Annotated in this window: 20 protein-coding genes; 9 read left to right on the top strand and 11 right to left on the bottom strand. The window is 55.6% G+C overall.

What is annotated here, in order from left to right; all coding sequences use genetic code 11:
* Nucleotides 1-20: 20 nt before the first annotated feature.
* The gene (yjgA, locus tag RHM65_RS10335; RefSeq protein WP_322166070.1) at nt 21-542 is read right to left on the bottom strand and encodes a ribosome biogenesis factor YjgA; all 522 of its coding nucleotides are present in this window, start codon (nt 540-542) and stop codon (nt 21-23) included.
* A 107-nt stretch (nt 543-649) separates the two neighbouring features.
* On the opposite strand from yjgA, the gene pmbA reads away from it, so the two are divergent.
* Complete coding sequence (gene pmbA / locus RHM65_RS10340) at nt 650-1,996, top strand: metalloprotease PmbA (RefSeq protein ID WP_322184902.1); 1,347 nt, start codon at nt 650-652, stop codon at nt 1,994-1,996.
* A 227-nt stretch (nt 1,997-2,223) separates the two neighbouring features.
* On the opposite strand, the gene RHM65_RS10345 is transcribed toward pmbA, so the two are convergent.
* The 10 genes from RHM65_RS10345 to RHM65_RS10390 form a co-directional block, all read right to left on the bottom strand.
* Entirely contained in the window at nt 2,224-2,496 is a 273-nt protein-coding gene (locus tag RHM65_RS10345) for an HPr family phosphocarrier protein (protein ID WP_322166068.1), read from the bottom strand.
* Between the two features lie 16 nt (nt 2,497-2,512).
* The gene (rapZ, locus tag RHM65_RS10350; RefSeq protein ID WP_322166067.1) at nt 2,513-3,370 is read right to left on the bottom strand and encodes an RNase adapter RapZ; all 858 of its coding nucleotides are present in this window, start codon (nt 3,368-3,370) and stop codon (nt 2,513-2,515) included.
* 2 nt (nt 3,371-3,372) lie between these two features.
* The gene (ptsN, locus tag RHM65_RS10355; RefSeq protein WP_322166066.1) at nt 3,373-3,837 is read right to left on the bottom strand and encodes a PTS IIA-like nitrogen regulatory protein PtsN; all 465 of its coding nucleotides are present in this window, start codon (nt 3,835-3,837) and stop codon (nt 3,373-3,375) included.
* Nucleotides 3,838-3,850: 13 nt separating this feature from the next.
* Nucleotides 3,851-4,159, bottom strand: coding sequence for a ribosome hibernation-promoting factor, HPF/YfiA family (gene hpf / locus RHM65_RS10360; RefSeq protein WP_065832888.1), 309 nt, complete (start codon nt 4,157-4,159; stop codon nt 3,851-3,853).
* A gap of 79 nt (nt 4,160-4,238) precedes the next feature.
* Nucleotides 4,239-5,729 (bottom strand): RNA polymerase factor sigma-54, encoded by a 1,491-nt coding sequence (locus RHM65_RS10365; protein ID WP_322184904.1) that lies wholly within the window; start codon nt 5,727-5,729, stop codon nt 4,239-4,241.
* Nucleotides 5,730-5,915: 186 nt separating this feature from the next.
* Entirely contained in the window at nt 5,916-6,641 is a 726-nt protein-coding gene (gene lptB / locus RHM65_RS10370) for an LPS export ABC transporter ATP-binding protein (RefSeq protein ID WP_322166064.1), read from the bottom strand.
* Nucleotides 6,641-7,183, bottom strand: a complete 543-nt coding sequence (gene lptA, locus RHM65_RS10375) for a lipopolysaccharide transport periplasmic protein LptA (protein ID WP_322166063.1) — start codon at nt 7,181-7,183, stop codon at nt 6,641-6,643. Before lptA ends, lptB begins: the two co-directional genes overlap by 1 nt.
* Entirely contained in the window at nt 7,170-7,742 is a 573-nt protein-coding gene (gene lptC / locus RHM65_RS10380; RefSeq protein WP_322184906.1) for an LPS export ABC transporter periplasmic protein LptC, read from the bottom strand. Before lptC ends, lptA begins: the two co-directional genes overlap by 14 nt.
* Before the next feature lie 9 nt (nt 7,743-7,751).
* Nucleotides 7,752-8,288: an HAD family hydrolase gene (locus RHM65_RS10385; RefSeq protein ID WP_322184908.1), complete on the bottom strand. Its 537-nt coding sequence runs from the start codon at nt 8,286-8,288 to the stop codon at nt 7,752-7,754.
* The gene (locus RHM65_RS10390) at nt 8,288-9,262 is read right to left on the bottom strand and encodes a KpsF/GutQ family sugar-phosphate isomerase (RefSeq protein ID WP_322184910.1); all 975 of its coding nucleotides are present in this window, start codon (nt 9,260-9,262) and stop codon (nt 8,288-8,290) included. Before RHM65_RS10390 ends, RHM65_RS10385 begins: the two co-directional genes overlap by 1 nt.
* Before the next feature lie 296 nt (nt 9,263-9,558).
* Between RHM65_RS10390 and RHM65_RS10395 the strand changes: the two genes are divergently transcribed.
* The 8 genes from RHM65_RS10395 (at nt 9,559) to hisG (ending at nt 14,996) form a co-directional block, all read left to right on the top strand.
* Nucleotides 9,559-10,368 carry an ATP-binding cassette domain-containing protein gene (locus tag RHM65_RS10395; protein ID WP_322166059.1) on the top strand — a complete coding sequence of 270 codons (810 nt, stop codon included), beginning with the start codon at nt 9,559-9,561 and terminating at the stop codon, nt 10,366-10,368.
* Entirely contained in the window at nt 10,368-11,165 is a 798-nt protein-coding gene (mlaE, locus tag RHM65_RS10400; protein ID WP_322166058.1) for a lipid asymmetry maintenance ABC transporter permease subunit MlaE, read from the top strand. The genes RHM65_RS10395 and mlaE overlap by 1 nt, the downstream gene beginning before the upstream one ends.
* Nucleotides 11,165-11,632, top strand: coding sequence for an outer membrane lipid asymmetry maintenance protein MlaD (gene mlaD / locus RHM65_RS10405; protein ID WP_322166057.1), 468 nt, complete (start codon nt 11,165-11,167; stop codon nt 11,630-11,632). Before mlaE ends, mlaD begins: the two co-directional genes overlap by 1 nt.
* Nucleotides 11,633-11,643: 11 nt before the next feature.
* Entirely contained in the window at nt 11,644-12,297 is a 654-nt protein-coding gene (locus RHM65_RS10410) for an ABC transporter substrate-binding protein (protein WP_322166056.1), read from the top strand.
* A complete protein-coding gene (locus tag RHM65_RS10415) occupies nt 12,294-12,599 on the top strand; it encodes an STAS domain-containing protein (protein ID WP_322166055.1) in 306 nt (101 codons plus the stop codon). Before RHM65_RS10410 ends, RHM65_RS10415 begins: the two co-directional genes overlap by 4 nt.
* 142 nt (nt 12,600-12,741) lie before the next feature.
* Nucleotides 12,742-12,981, top strand: a complete 240-nt coding sequence (locus RHM65_RS10420; RefSeq protein ID WP_322166054.1) for a BolA family protein — start codon at nt 12,742-12,744, stop codon at nt 12,979-12,981.
* A gap of 22 nt (nt 12,982-13,003) precedes the next feature.
* The gene (gene murA, locus RHM65_RS10425) at nt 13,004-14,269 is read left to right on the top strand and encodes a UDP-N-acetylglucosamine 1-carboxyvinyltransferase (protein ID WP_322166053.1); all 1,266 of its coding nucleotides are present in this window, start codon (nt 13,004-13,006) and stop codon (nt 14,267-14,269) included.
* 91 nt (nt 14,270-14,360) lie between these two features.
* Entirely contained in the window at nt 14,361-14,996 is a 636-nt protein-coding gene (hisG, locus tag RHM65_RS10430) for an ATP phosphoribosyltransferase (protein ID WP_322166052.1), read from the top strand.
* Nucleotides 14,997-15,076: the final 80 nt, after the last annotated feature.

Here is a 15,076-nt window from a genome sequence, read left to right on the forward strand (position 1 = left end):
CACCTACCCCGGAGCGAAGGCTAGCGCAGACCGCGATGGGTCTCGTCGAGCTCACGGATGTACTTGAACAGTTTACGGCTGGCGGCCGGTGGCTTGTTTTGCGCCAGCTCATGTTGAGCCTGACGAATGAACGAGCGCAGTTGCTGACGGTCCGCTTCCGGGTAATCACCGACAAACTTTTCAATCACGTCGTCGGTGCCGACAAGCAAGCGATCACGCCAGCGTTCGAGGCCGTGAAAGCGTTCGTTGTATTGGCGAGTGGAGGCATCCAGTTGATCGAGCAATACCAGAATGGCGTCAAGGTCTTGATCGCGCATCAATTTGCCGATGAACAGGATATGCCGCTTACGCGCAATGTTTGCCGTGTGCTTAGGCGCTTCAGCCAAGGCCCGGCGCAGGGCGTCGGTCAGGGGCAGCTTCGCCAGCAGGTCAGGCTTGAGTGTGGTCAGGCGCTCGCCCATGTCAACCAGAGCATGTAGCTCGCGTTTGACCTGAGTTTTGCTTTTACCCTCGTCGAGGGAGTCGTCGTAAGAATCAACCATGGGGGCAGTCCGCTAATAATCGCCGCCATGATAACCAGTCGGGGGCCGCTTGTCCGGCCCGGTCGGTATTCGGCCTATGCCGAAAGCAGAATTTGATGGAGAAAGTCATGAGTGAATCTCAAAGCGTCGGCCCACAAGCGTTGCCGGCACTGCAAGATCAGGTAGAGCAGATTCTCGCTGAAGCCAAGCGCCAGGGCGCTAGCGCCTGTGAAGTCGCGGTATCGCTGGAACAGGGTTTGTCGACATCGGTTCGGCAACGCGAAGTGGAAACCGTCGAATTTAATCGCGACCAAGGGTTCGGTATTACCCTGTATGTCGGCCAGCGCAAAGGCTCTGCCAGTACGTCGGCCAGCGGCGCTGACGCCATTCGTGAAACAGTGGCTGCGGCGCTAGCCATCGCCAAGCATACGTCCGAAGACGAAAGCTCGGGCCTTGCCGACGCCGCGTTGATGGCTAAAGAGTTGCAGGATTTCGACCTGTTTCAAGCGTGGGACATAACGCCGGAACAAGCCATTGAGCGCGCTTTGATCTGTGAAGCGGCGGCGTTTGACGCCGACAGCCGGATCAAGAATGCCGACGGCACTACGCTTAATACCCATCAAGGCTGCCGTGTTTATGGCAACAGCCACGGCTTCATCGGTAGCTCTGCTTCGACCCGTCACAGCCTGAGCTGCGTGATGATTGCCGAAGGCGACGGCCAGATGCAGCGCGACTACTGGTATGACGTCAGCCGTCAAGGGGAGCTGTTGGCCGACGCTCAGAGTATCGGTCGACGTGCCGCGCAACGTGCCGCTAGCCGTTTGGGCGCACGGCCGGTCCCGACGTGCGAAGTCCCGGTATTGTTTTCTGCGGAACTGGCGGGCGGCCTGTTCGGACATTTCTTGTCGGCCATCTCCGGCGGCAATCTTTACCGTAAGTCGTCATTTCTCGAAGGCGCGATGGGCCAACGTTTGTTCCCTGAATGGCTAACCCTCGACGAACGTCCTCACCTGATGCGCGCCATGGGCAGCTCTGCGTTCGACGGCGACGGGCTGGCGACCTACGCCAAACCATTCGTGGAGAATGGTGATCTGGTGTCTTACGTGTTGGGCACCTATTCCGGGCGCAAGCTGGGCTTGCCGAGTACCGCAAACTCAGGCGGCGTGCATAACCTGTTCGTCACCCATGGCGTTGAAGATCAGGCGGCCTTATTGCGTCGCATGGGACGCGGCCTGTTGGTTACCGAGTTGATGGGCAGCGGTTTGAACATGGTCACGGGTGATTACTCCCGTGGCGCAGCGGGTTTTTGGGTTGAAAACGGCGAGATTCAATTCCCGGTTCAGGAGGTCACCATCGCTGGCAACCTGCGGGACATGTTCAAACAAATCGTCGCCATCGGCAGCGATCTTGAACTGCGCAGTAACATTCGCACGGGTTCGGTGTTGATCGAGCGGATGACGGTGGCAGGGAGCTAAATGGCCCCTATCTGTAGGAGCAACTTGTTGGCGAGGGGCCTGATGCGTGTAAATCAGGTTGACCGCTTCGCCAACAGGTTGGCTCCTACAGAAGGATGTGAATCATCTGGGGGACCAAATTCAACTGACTGAATTACAAATATTGGAATTGTAGGGGCTGGCGAAGGCTGCGATGGAATGTTCAGCGCCTACTATTCAGGGTCTGCCGGAATCGCTGTGAGAGTAGATCACTCGCCCTCATCAAACCGGTTGTTAATCAACGCAATCAACCCATCCAGTGCCGCTTGTTCTTCATCGCCTTCGGTGTGCAGGTGAATATCAGTGCCTTTGCCGGCGGCCAACATCATAACGGCCATGATGCTCTTGCCGTCGACCATACTTTCAGCGTCGCGACCGACTCGAATCTTGCACGGAAACCTGCCAGCGACGCCGACGAATTTTGCTGCGGCACGCGCATGCAGTCCGAGCTTATTGATAATGGTAATTTGATGAACGGGCATCGCGATGTAAGTCCTATCAGTTGAGGTCGCGGTGGCGAACCTGAACGTTCTTGAGGGATTGCTGCAACACCTGACCCAAACGCTCGGTCAGGTAGACGGAACGGTGATGCCCGCCGGTGCAGCCAATGGCAATAGTGACGTAAGCACGGTTGCTGGCGGCAAAGCGCGGCAACCATTTGTTCAAATAGGTGTAGATATCCTGGAACATCTCTTCAACGTCAGGCTGAGCGGCCAAGTACTCGATAACGGGTTGGTCGAGACCTGATTGTTCACGCAGCTCTGGCTTCCAGTATGGGTTCGGCAGACAGCGCACGTCGAATACCAGATCTGCGTCCGCCGGCATGCCGCGCTTGAAGCCAAACGACTCCACCAAAAATGCGGTTCCTGGCTCCGGCTTGTTCAACAAGCGCAGCTTGATCATGTCGCGCAGCTGATAGAGATTGAGGAGCGTGGTATTGATCTTCAGGTCAGCCAGGTCAATGATCGGGCCGAGCAGGGAGCTTTCGTCTCGTATCGCTTCAGCCAGCGAGCGATTGGCGCTGCTTAGTGGGTGGCGGCGACGGGTTTCCGAGAAGCGTTTGAGCAGCGTCTCTTCGTCTGCGTCCAGGTACAGCACATCGCATTGAATGTGCCGACTGCGGAGTTCTTCGAGCAGCTGTGGAAAGCGGAATAAATGGCTCGGCAGGTTCCGCGCGTCAATTGAGACGGCGACCAGCGGTTCCGCCAATTCGGTATGAACAAGGGCGCGGTCAGCCAGTTCGGGAAGCAGGCCGGCGGGCAAATTATCGATGCAATAAAAGCCGTTATCTTCCAGCACATTGAGCGCGGTGCTTTTGCCGGAGCCAGATCGGCCACTGACGATGATCATTCGCATGATTAATGTCCGTTCTGCACGTCCAGAACCACCTGGTAGAGAGCCTCGCTACTTTTTGCGCCGCGCAGCCGGTCACGCACATCTTTGCGGTCGAGCATGCTGGCGATTTGTCGCAGCAACTCAAGGTGAGCGTCTGTGGCGGCTTCGGGTACAAGCAGAACGAATAACAGATCAACTGGAGCGCCATCAATGGCGTCGTAGTCAATCGGGGCATCCAGATGAATTAAGGCACTGATAGGGTCGCTGCAACCATTCAGGCGGCAGTGTGGGATGGCGATGCCGTTGCCAAAACCGGTCGAACCGAGTTTTTCGCGAGCGGTCAGCTTCTCGAAGATATCGTGCGAATCCAGACCTGGCAGTTCATGGCCGATCAGATTGGCAACTTGCCTGAGTGCTTTTTCTTTGCTGCCGCCCGGCACATTCACGATGGAACGGCCGGGGGTCAGGATATTTTCAAGTCGGATCATGAGTTGGGAGTGTTTAGCGAGCTGTCGCACCTTTAAGGATGTTCTGCTGCTTTTCCTTATGCTTGAGCAATTGTCTGTCGAGCTTGTCAGTAAGTAGATCGATGGCCGCATACATGTCGTCATGTTCTGCGTTAGCGACTACCTCCCCACCGTGGATGTGCAGCGTGGCTTCGATCTTCTGTTTCAGTTTCTCGACCGCCATCGTTACCTGCACATTTGTAATCTTGTCAAAGTGCCCTTCTAGCTTTTTGAGTTTGAGCTCAATGTACTCACGCAGGGGCTTTGTCACTTCTAGCTGGTGTCCACTGATGTTGACTTGCATACAGCGTCTCCTTCGTTGCCAGTGCATAAAGAGGCAGGCTAAATACCTGCCACTGGAACGCTACAGCTTCAAGTCCTCGTCACATCAATCGCTTGCGCTCGCTCGAAGGCGCGATGCCTAGTGATTCGCGGTATTTGGCGACCGTGCGACGGGCTACCTGAATGCCTTGTGCCTCCAGTAAACCAGCGATCTTGCTGTCACTCAACGGCTTTTTCTGATTTTCCGCTGCAACCAGTTTTTTGATGATCGCGCGGATGGCTGTGGACGAACACTCACCGCCCTCTGAGGTGCTTACGTGGCTTGAAAAGAAATATTTCAGTTCGTAAATGCCACGGGGGGTGTGCATGAATTTCTGAGTGGTCACCCGGGAAATTGTCGACTCGTGCATGCCGACAGCTTCTGCGATGTCATGCAAGACCAACGGCTTCATCGCTTCGTCACCGTACTCAAGAAAGCCGCGCTGATGCTCTACAATCTGCGTCGCCACCTTCATTAAGGTTTCATTGCGGCTTTGCAGGCTCTTGATGAACCAGCGGGCTTCTTGCAGTTGATTGCGCATGAACGTGTTGTCGGCGCTGGTATCGGCCCGGCGAACGAAGCCTGCGTACTGAGGGTTGACCCGTAGGCGTGGCACCGACTCTTGATTAAGTTCCACCAACCAGCGTTCGTTGTCTTTGCGCACGATCACGTCGGGCACGACGTATTCGGCTTCAGCGGATTCAATTTGCGAACCTGGACGCGGGTTGAGGCTCTGTACCAGTTCGATCACTTGGCGTAGCTCATCTTCCTTGAGCTTCATGCGTCGCATCAACTGACTGTAATCGCGGCTGCCGAGCAGGTCGATGTAATCGCCTACCAGGCGCTGTGCTTCTGCCAGCCAGCGGGTTTTTGCCGGTAACTGGCGCAATTGCAGTGACAGGCATTCGCTCAGGTTACGAGCGCCGATACCCGCAGGTTCGAATTGCTGGATACGGTGCAGCACCGCTTCTATTTCATCCAGTTCAACGTCCATCTCCGGATCGAAAGCATCGAGAATCTCCTCAAGCGATTCGTCGAGGTAACCCTGATTGTTAATGCAGTCGATCAACGTCACGGCGATCAGGCGGTCGGTATCGGACATTGGTGCCAGGTTCAGCTGCCACAGCAGATGGCTCTGCAGGCTTTCGCCAACGGATGTGCGGGTGGTGAAATCCCACTCGTCATCATCGTTGCTCGGCAGGCTGCTGGTGCTGGTCTGGTAAACGTCGTCCCAAGCCGTATCAACAGGCAACTCGTTGGGTGTGCGCTCACTCCAGTCGCCGTCTTCCAGGTTGTCTACCGTGGGGGCAGCTTCCTGATAGGTCGGTTCCTGAACGTCAGGATTAGGTTTCTCTACGCTGTCGGCAACCGGATCGGCGTTGTCGAAGTCGTCGCCTTCTTCCTGGCGCTCCAGCATAGGATTGGACTCCAACGCTTCCTGGATCTCTTGTTGAAGGTCCAGGGTCGACAGTTGGAGGAGGCGGATGGCCTGTTGCAGCTGAGGTGTCATCGTCAGCTGCTGGCCCATTCTCAGGACTAGCGATGGTTTCATGGCTGGGGCTTAACACCTTATTCGCCGGCGCTCATGCGCCATCTACTACAGGGCGCCGAAGCGCCAACTTAAGCAAATTATATGCCTGAAACCTAAGTGTTTGCCTAGAGTGCGCTGACAATTAAAACGCTTGCCAACGCGAGATTCTAGCGTCCGTCGCCTGTGAAGAGCGAAATACCGCAGACCTTACAGGCGGAATTCATGGCCGAGGTAAACCTCTTTAACCAATTGGTTGGCCAGAATGGTTTCTGAATTACCTTCGGCGATCAGTTGACCATCGTTGACGATATAGGCCGTTTCACAAATATCCAGCGTATCGCGAACGTTGTGATCGGTAATCAAAACGCCAATCCCCTTGGCTTTCAAGTGGTAGATGATCTGCTTGATATCGCCCACTGAAATCGGGTCGACACCTGCAAACGGCTCATCCAGCAAAATGAACTTGGGTGAAGTTGCCAAGGCGCGTGCGATTTCTACGCGACGGCGTTCGCCGCCGGAAAGGCTCATGCCCAGGTTGTCGCGAATGTGACTGATGTGGAATTCCTGCAGCAGGCTTTCCAGTTCTTTGCGACGTGCCGCGCGATCGAGTTCCTTGCGGGTCTCGAGTATCGCCATGATGTTATCGGCAACCGACAGCTTGCGAAAAATAGACGCTTCCTGCGGCAGGTAACCGATCCCGGCCCGCGCACGACCGTGCATTGGCTGGTGGCTGACGTCTAGGTCGTCAATCAATACACGGCCCTGATCGGCTTGTGCCAGGCCTACGATCATGTAGAAACAGGTTGTTTTACCTGCGCCGTTAGGGCCAAGCAGTCCGACGATCTGACCGCTGTCGATAGACAAGCTGACATCGCGTACGACCTGCCGACCCTTGTAGGCTTTAGCCAAGTGCTGGGCTTTCAGCGTCGCCATTAAGGGGCCTTCTGCGCGTCGGGTTTGTTTTTTGGCTGAATGACCATGTCGATCCGGGGTCGCGGCGCGGTCAATTTGGTGCCGTTTGCGCGACCGGCGTTAACGATCTGCTTCACCGTGTCGTAGATGATTTTTTCACCTTCGGAGGTGTTGCCGTCGTTGATCACCTTGGCCTTATCGATCAGGACGATTTTGTTATCAAGGGCGAAATACTGAATGGTCACGCCGTAGGCCTGAACAATAGGCTTGTTCAGTTCGGGGGTCTGTTCGTAGTAAGCAAGATTGCCCACCGAAGTAAAGACGTTGACTTCGCCGGTAGATGTTCGGGTGATGGTCACCGTGTTGCCGGTGATCTTCATGGTGCCTTGGGTGATGATGACGTTGCCTTTATAGGTGGCAATGCCTTGCTTGTCATCGAGTTGCGCATCGTCAGACTGGATATGAATAGGCTGATCGCGGTCCGTCGGGAGAGCCCAAGCGCTCACGCTTCCCAGTACTGTGCCCAGTCCGAGCAAAAAAGGGAGGGTTTTAACGAGCCTCATACTGTCCTCTTACGTGGGAGAGCAGGTTCATCCTGCCGTCGTTCAAATACGCTTTCATACCCGTTCCGGTGGTAACACCGCCGAAGCCGTCGATTCTAACGGCTTGCTCGGTCTGCGCATATTGCTTCTGTGGGAATACCGTCATTCGACTACTGGTAATAATGGTTGTCCGGTTCTTTTCGTCTGTTCGAGCGACACGTACCGAGTCAATCAGCTCGACTTGAGTGCCGCCAGGCGAGACTTCGCCCTTCAAACTTTGTACGTGCCAAGGATACAGGGCGCCGCGAAACAGTTGCAGGTCGGGGTTGGTCAGAAGCGTGATGTCCGAGGCCTTAAGATGCTCGACCTTGTCGGATGTCATGTCGTACTGAAGTTTGCCGTCAGGCAAGAACTGCAGGCTGTGCGTCTTGGTGGCGTAGAAGTCGATAGCGCCCGGATCGACAACTGCCGCTTTCTGCTCCAGAAAACTTTCCGGGCTGATGTTCCAGTAGCCTGCCGCTGCGACCAGCAGTGCAAGCACACCCAGAATCAAGAACCTGCGAATTTTTTTGCTCAGCATAAATAACTTCTATAAGTAGGCGGCGTGGGCCGCTTCAAGGCTGCCTTGGGCGTTCAGGATCAGTTCGCAAAATTCGCGAGCTGCGCCTTCACCGCCGCGAGCCAGGGTAATGCCATGAGCATGTTGCCGGACAAAACTGGCCGCATTCGCAACCGCCATGCCCAGGCCGACGCGTCGAATGACCGGCAAGTCTGGCAGATCATCACCCAGATAGGCGACTTGTTCGTAACTCAGGTTGAGTTGGGCCAGTAATTCGTCGAGTACGACCAGCTTATCTTCACGGCCCTGATACAGATGCTGAATGCCCAGATTCTTTGCTCGGCGTTCGACCACCGGGGTCTTGCGTCCGCTGATAATAGCGGTGATTACGCCTGACGCGATCAGCATCTTGATGCCTTGCCCGTCCAGAGTATTGAATGTCTTGAATTCGCTGCCGTCTTCGAGAAAATACAGGCGGCCATCAGTCAGTACGCCATCAACGTCAAAAATCGCCAACTTGATGTTCTTGCCGCGTTGCAGCAAATCGTTCGTTTTTGCGTCGCTCACTACATCACTCCCGCACGTAGAAGATCTTGCAGGTTAAAGGCGCCGATAGGGTGATCGTTTGCGTCAACCACGATCAGTGCGCCAATTTTGTGATCTTCCATGATCTTCAGTGCTTGGGCCGCGAGCATCTCTGGGCGGGCGGTTTTGCCGTGGACCGTCATGACGTCGTCGATCATTGCCTTGCGAATGTCGATATCGCGATCAAGCGTGCGGCGTAAATCGCCGTCGGTGAATATCCCGGCCAAACGACCATCCGCCTCCAGCACTGCGGTCATGCCGAGGCCCTTACGGGTCATTTCCATCAGCGAATCGCGCAACGGCGTACCGCGTTGGACCTTGGGCAAGTCGTCCCCAATGTGCATGACGTGCTCTACTTTGAGCAGTAACCGTCGACCCAGGGCGCCCCCAGGATGAGAAAAAGCAAAATCTTCGGCGGTGAAATCCCGTGCTTCCAGCAGCGCAACGGCCAGCGCATCACCCATAACCAATGCCGCAGTGGTGGAGGAGGTGGGGGCCAGGTTCAGCGTGCAAGCCTCATGTTCGACGTGAACATTCAGATTGACTTCCGCCGCCTTGGCCAGCGTCGAGTCCGGATTGCCTGTCAGGCTGATCATCTGGATGCCCAAGCGTTTTATCAGGGGCAAAAGTGTAACGATTTCGGTCGTTGTACCCGAGTTTGAAATGGCCAAGATGATGTCGTCACGGGTGATCATGCCCATATCGCCATGGCTGGCTTCGGCCGGGTGAACAAAAAATGCCGTGGTGCCAGTGCTTGCCAGGGTGGCGGCGATCTTTTTGCCAATATGCCCCGACTTGCCCATGCCGACCACGACTACGCGGCCCTTGCCGGCCAGAATCATTTCGCAAGCGCGTACGAAATCAGCGTCGATATGCACCAGTAAACCTTCTACGGCTTCTATTTCGAGGCGGATGGTGCGTTGTGCTGTTTGAATCAGGTCGCTGGATTGGCTCATGTCGGAAACGGTTAGCCTGATGAAAAGGCGGCGATTATAGCGGTAATGGCCGATTCCCTCACCCTTGATCTTATGTCTGAGTGAGGTTCGCGCATTGCGGCTGTCCTAACTTCTTGGAGAGTGGTTCGCAATTGTTCGAACTATCTGTCATGCCCCTGAACGAAAGAGGCTTCTTCCGTGGGACAGGCGCGCGCGCAGTGGTATAGTTCGCGGCCAGTTCGGCCCACCCAGTCGGTGCATGCACAGCGCCAAGGATTTTATTTTCTGAGAGTGAGGCCGCCTCGTGAGGAGTTTAGATGAGCGTCGATAACGCCTACGCGGTCGAGCTGAAGGGAGTGTCCTTCAAGCGCGGCGCGCGCAGCATCTTCAATAATATTGATATACGTGTTCCGCGGGGCAAGGTCACCGGAATCATGGGGCCTTCGGGCAGCGGCAAGACCACGCTACTACGATTGATGGGTGCTCAATTGCGTCCCAGCAGCGGAGAAGTCTGGGTCAATGGCCAGAATTTGCCCGAATTGTCGCGCAGCGATTTGTTTGATGCTCGCAAGCACATGGGTGTTCTGTTTCAAAGCGGGGCCTTGTTCACCGACCTCGACGTGTTCGAAAACGTGGCGTTTCCGCTCCGTATTCACACCCAATTGCCAGAAGACATGATTCGCGACATTGTCCTGCTTAAATTGCAGGCAGTCGGTCTGCGCGGTGCGGTCGACTTGATGCCTGACGAGTTGTCTGGCGGTATGAAACGTCGTGTAGCGTTGGCCAGGGCTATCGCCCTCGATCCGCAAATTCTGATGTATGACGAACCCTTTGTTGGTCAAGACCCGATTGCCATGGGTGTATTGGTCCGGCTGATTCGTCTGCTGAATGATGCGTTGGGGATCACCAGTATTGTGGTTTCTCACGATCTCGCAGAAACCGCGAGCATTGCCGACTATCTATATGTCGTCGGCGATGGTCAGGTGCTGGGTCAGGGAACTCCGGAAGAGTTGCTGGGCTCGGATAATCCGCGCATTCATCAATTTATGACCGGCGAACCGGATGGCCCTGTTCCATTCCACTATCCGGCACCGGATTATCGCGAAGATCTTTTGGGGAAGCGCTGATGCGCAAACAGTCATTAATGGGCCGAATTAATCTGTTCGGCCAATCTGCAATCGACATGGTGACCGTGCTGGGCCGCTCCGGGCTGTTTCTGGTCCATGCATTGTTTGGCCGTGGCGGTATTGGCGGCAGCTTTCAGTTGCTGGTGAGGCAGTTGCATTCAGTGGGTGTGATGTCCCTGCTGATTATCGTCGTGTCGGGCGGTTTCATCGGGATGGTGCTCGCGCTTCAAGGTTTCAGCATTCTGGAAAAATACGGGTCAGAGCAAGCGGTCGGGCAAATGGTCGCGTTGACCTTGCTGCGTGAGCTGGGGCCAGTGGTTGCCGGTCTTCTTTTCGCGGGGCGTGCAGGTTCGGCATTGACCGCCGAAATCGGCAACATGAAGTCCACTGAGCAGCTGTCCAGCCTGGAAATGATTGGTGTTGATCCACTCAAATACATCATTGCGCCACGCTTGTGGGCCGGGTTTATTTCGCTGCCATTGTTGGCGATGATTTTCAGCGTGGTCGGCATCTGGTGCGGCTCCTGGGTCGCTATTGATTGGCTCGGCGTTTACCAGGGCTCTTTCTGGGCGAACATGCAAAACAGCGTGAACTTCCAAAGCGACGTGCTGAACGGTGTAATCAAAAGCATCATCTTTGCTTTTGTAGTGACCTGGATTGCCGTGTTCCAGGGTTATGACTGTGAGCCCACGTCCGAAGGGATCAGCCGTGCTACCACTAAAACCGTGGTGTATGCCTCACTGGCCATATTAGGCCTCGACTTTATTTTGACCGCCTTGATGTTTGGAGATTTCTGATGCAAAACCGCACCCTGGAAACCGGCGTTGGCCTTTTCCTGCTGGCCGGGATCCTGGCTTTGATCTTGTTGGCCTTGCGTGTCAGTGGTCTGAGCGCAAGCGCGAACCACGACAGCTATAAACTTTATGCAAACTTCGACAATATTGCCGGTTTGACTGTCAGAGCCAAGGTGACCATGGCCGGTGTGACCATCGGCAAGGTCACGGCTATCGATCTGGACCACGACACCTTTACGGGGCGCGTGACCATGGAAGTCCAAAAGCAGGTGAATAATCTTCCTTTGGACTCTACGGCTTCGATCCTTACCGCAGGTTTGCTCGGCGAGAAATACGTCGGCATCAGCGTAGGGGGCGATCAAGCGCTGCTTAAAGACGGCGGTGTTATCCATGACACCCAGTCGGCCCTGGTGCTCGAGGACCTGATCGGCAAATTCATGCTCAACACTGTGAGTAAAGACGCCAAATGAGGAATTTCTCCATGTTCTCAACCTTGCGCCGTAGCCTGTTGATTCTGCTGACGGCTCTTCCGTTGTTCGCGAATGCGGCTCCGAGCCAGTCAGCGCATGACCTGGTGGACGGTACGACCAAAGCGTTGCTGGCCGATTTGGCTGCCCACAAAGATCAGTACAAAACCAATCCAAGCGCGTTTTACGATGCGCTGAACCGGATTGTGGGTCCGGTAGTGGATGCCGAGGGCATTTCAAAAAGCGTCATGACCGTGAAGTACTCCGGGAAAGCCACCCCTGAGCAGATGCAGCGGTTCCAGGAAAACTTCAAGCGCAGTCTGTTTCAGTTCTATGGCAACGCACTGCTTGAATACAACAACCAGGGCATTACCGTTTCCCCTGCCAAGGACGAAAGTGGCGACCGTACCAGCGTCGACATGTCCGTCAAAGGCAACGGCGGGGCGGTTTACCCTGTGAGCTACACGCTTGAGAAGGTCAATGGCGAGTGGAAAGTGCGCAACGTCATTGTCAACGGCATCAACATTGGCAAGCTGTTCCGTGATCAGTTCTCTGATGCCATGCGGCAGAACGGCAACAACCTCGACACCACGATCAACGGCTGGGCAGGCGAAGTTGCCAAGGCCAAAACCACCGTTGATGCTGCCGCCGAGAAGCCAGCCCAATGAGTGAGCCAGCTGTTCGTCTGGGCGCAGGTGAGTTGCACCTGAGTGGCGTGCTCGACTATCGCAGCGGCCCGGCCTTGCGTAAGCAGGGCCAAGCGCTGATTAAGGCCAGCAACGCGCCGGCCTTGATTCTGGATTGTTCCGAAGTGGAGAAATCCAGCAGCGTCGGCCTGTCTTTGCTGCTTGCATTCATGCGCGACGCCAAAGCAGCTGGCAAGGTTGTCAGTGTTCGGTCGCTGCCGGAAGACATGCGCGACATTGCGCAGGTTTCCGGTTTGACCGAGTTGTTTGATCAACACCAATAGCCATCAGCGGGTCAAACAAAGCGCTTTTCGGTGACCCGCCAAAGCGCTTTCCGTCCGAGTCTTTTAATCCGGGGTTCGCAGCGGGCAGGCTTTTTTGTATGATGGCCGACCCGCGCGCGTAGGGCGCCGATTGAGGTTAAGCATGCAGGCCGTAGAAGTTAAGAGCTTCCTTGAAGGAAAGCTGCCAGAAACCCAGGTAGAAGTTGAAGGCGAAGGCTGCAATTTTCAGCTGAACATGATCAGTGACGAGCTGGCTAGCCTCAGCCCAGTCAAGCGTCAGCAGCAGGTCTATGCCCATTTAAACCCCTGGATCGCCGATGGCAGCATCCATGCGGTCACCATGAAATTTTTCAGCCGCGCTGCTTGGTCCGAGCGCACCTGAGCCAATTGGCGTCGAGACTCTAATGGATAAATTGATTATTACTGGCGGCTTTCGTCTTGATGGCGAGATTCGTATTTCAGGTGCCAAGAACTCCGCCCTGCCGATTCTTGCTGCAACCTTGCTGGCCGATGGGCCGGTGACGGTGTGCAATCTGCCGCATTTGCATGACATCACTACCATGATCGAGCTGTTCGGCCGCATGGGCATTGAGCCTGTGATCGACGAGAAGCTCAGCGTTGAAATCGACGCCCGCACCATCAAGACCTTGATCGCCCCGTACGAACTGGTGAAAACCATGCGTGCCTCGATTTTGGTGTTGGGTCCGATGGTTGCTCGTTTCGGTTACGCCGAAGTCGCGTTGCCGGGTGGTTGCGCCATTGGTTCGCGTCCTGTTGACTTGCACATCCGTGGTCTCGAAGCCATGGGCGCAACCATTGACGTTGACGGTGGTTACATCAAGGCCAAGGCGCCAGAAGGCGGCTTGCGTGGTGCGAACTTCTTCTTTGATACCGTCAGCGTAACCGGTACTGAGAACATCATGATGGCCGCTAGCCTGGCTAACGGGCGCAGCGTTTTACAAAACGCCGCTCGCGAACCGGAAGTGGTCGATCTGGCTAACTGCCTGATCGCCATGGGCGCGAACATCACCGGTGCGGGCACCGACACCATCACCATCGAAGGTGTGAAGCGCCTCCACAGCGCCACCTATAAAGTGATGCCGGACCGTATCGAGACTGGCACCTATTTGGTGGCTGCTGCGGCCACGGGTGGTCGTGTCAAGCTCAAGGACACCGATCCAACCATTCTCGAAGCAGTATTGCTCAAGCTTCAAGAAGCTGGCGCTGAAATCACCACCGGCAAGGATTGGATCGAGCTGAACATGCACGGCAAGCGGCCAAAAGCCGTCAACGTGCGTACCGCTCCGTACCCAGCGTTCCCCACCGACATGCAAGCGCAGTTCATCTCGCTCAATGCCATCGCTGAAGGCACCGGTGCTGTTATCGAAACCATCTTCGAAAACCGCTTCATGCACGTGTATGAAATGCACCGCATGGGCGCGCAGATCCTGGTTGAAGGTAATACCGCTGTCGTTACCGGTGTTGAGAAGCTCAAAGGCGCGCCAGTGATGGCAACTGACCTGCGTGCCTCGGCCAGCCTGGTCATTTCGGCGTTGGTTGCTCAGGGCGACACCTTGATCGACCGCATTTACCACATCGACCGTGGTTATGAATGCATCGAAGAAAAACTGCAGATGCTCGGCGCCAAGATCCGTCGCGTTCCGGGCTAGGTTTTGATCGTTCAGCACAAGGTCCGGACTCATTGATTCAGGACTCGTGGGGCGCATGGATGCGCCCGATTGCCAAGGACTTACGTTTCTCATGCTAACCATCGCACTGTCCAAGGGCCGCATCCTTGACGACACCCTGCCGCTTCTCGCTGAAGCAGGCATCGTGCCGACCGAGGATCCGGACAAAAGTCGCAAGCTGATCATTACCACGACCCAAGCCGATGTGCGCTTGCTGATCGTGCGCGCTACCGACGTTCCGACTTACGTTGAACACGGTGCCGCCGATTTGGGCGTGGCCGGGAAAGATGTGTTGATGGAATACGGTGGCCAAGGCCTTTATGAGCCGTTGGACCTGCAAATTGCCCAATGCCGTTTGATGACCGCCGGTGCCATTGGTGCGATCGAGCCAAAGGGCCGTCTGCGTGTCGCGACCAAGTTCGTCAACGTAGCCAAACGTTACTACGCCGAACAAGGTCGTCAGGTCGACATCATCAAGCTGTATGGCTCGATGGAACTGGCACCCCTGATTGGTCTGGCGGATAAAATCATCGACGTTGTCGACACCGGCAACACGCTGCGTGCCAACGGTCTCGAGCCCCAGGAGCTGATTGCAACTATCAGTTCGCGTCTGGTGGTTAACAAGGCGTCAATGAAGATGCAGCACGCGCGCATTCAGGCGCTGATCGATACGCTGCGCAAAGCAGTCGAGTCGCGACACCGCGGCTGACTCACCTGCGCGACCTTGAGTCGCGCCCATCTATCCGTGTCATAGCCAAATTTCTCAGGTGCCCACGCGGATGGCTTGGT

The organism is Pseudomonas sp. CCI4.2, from assembly GCF_034350045.1.
GTDB lineage: Bacteria > Pseudomonadota > Gammaproteobacteria > Pseudomonadales > Pseudomonadaceae > Aquipseudomonas.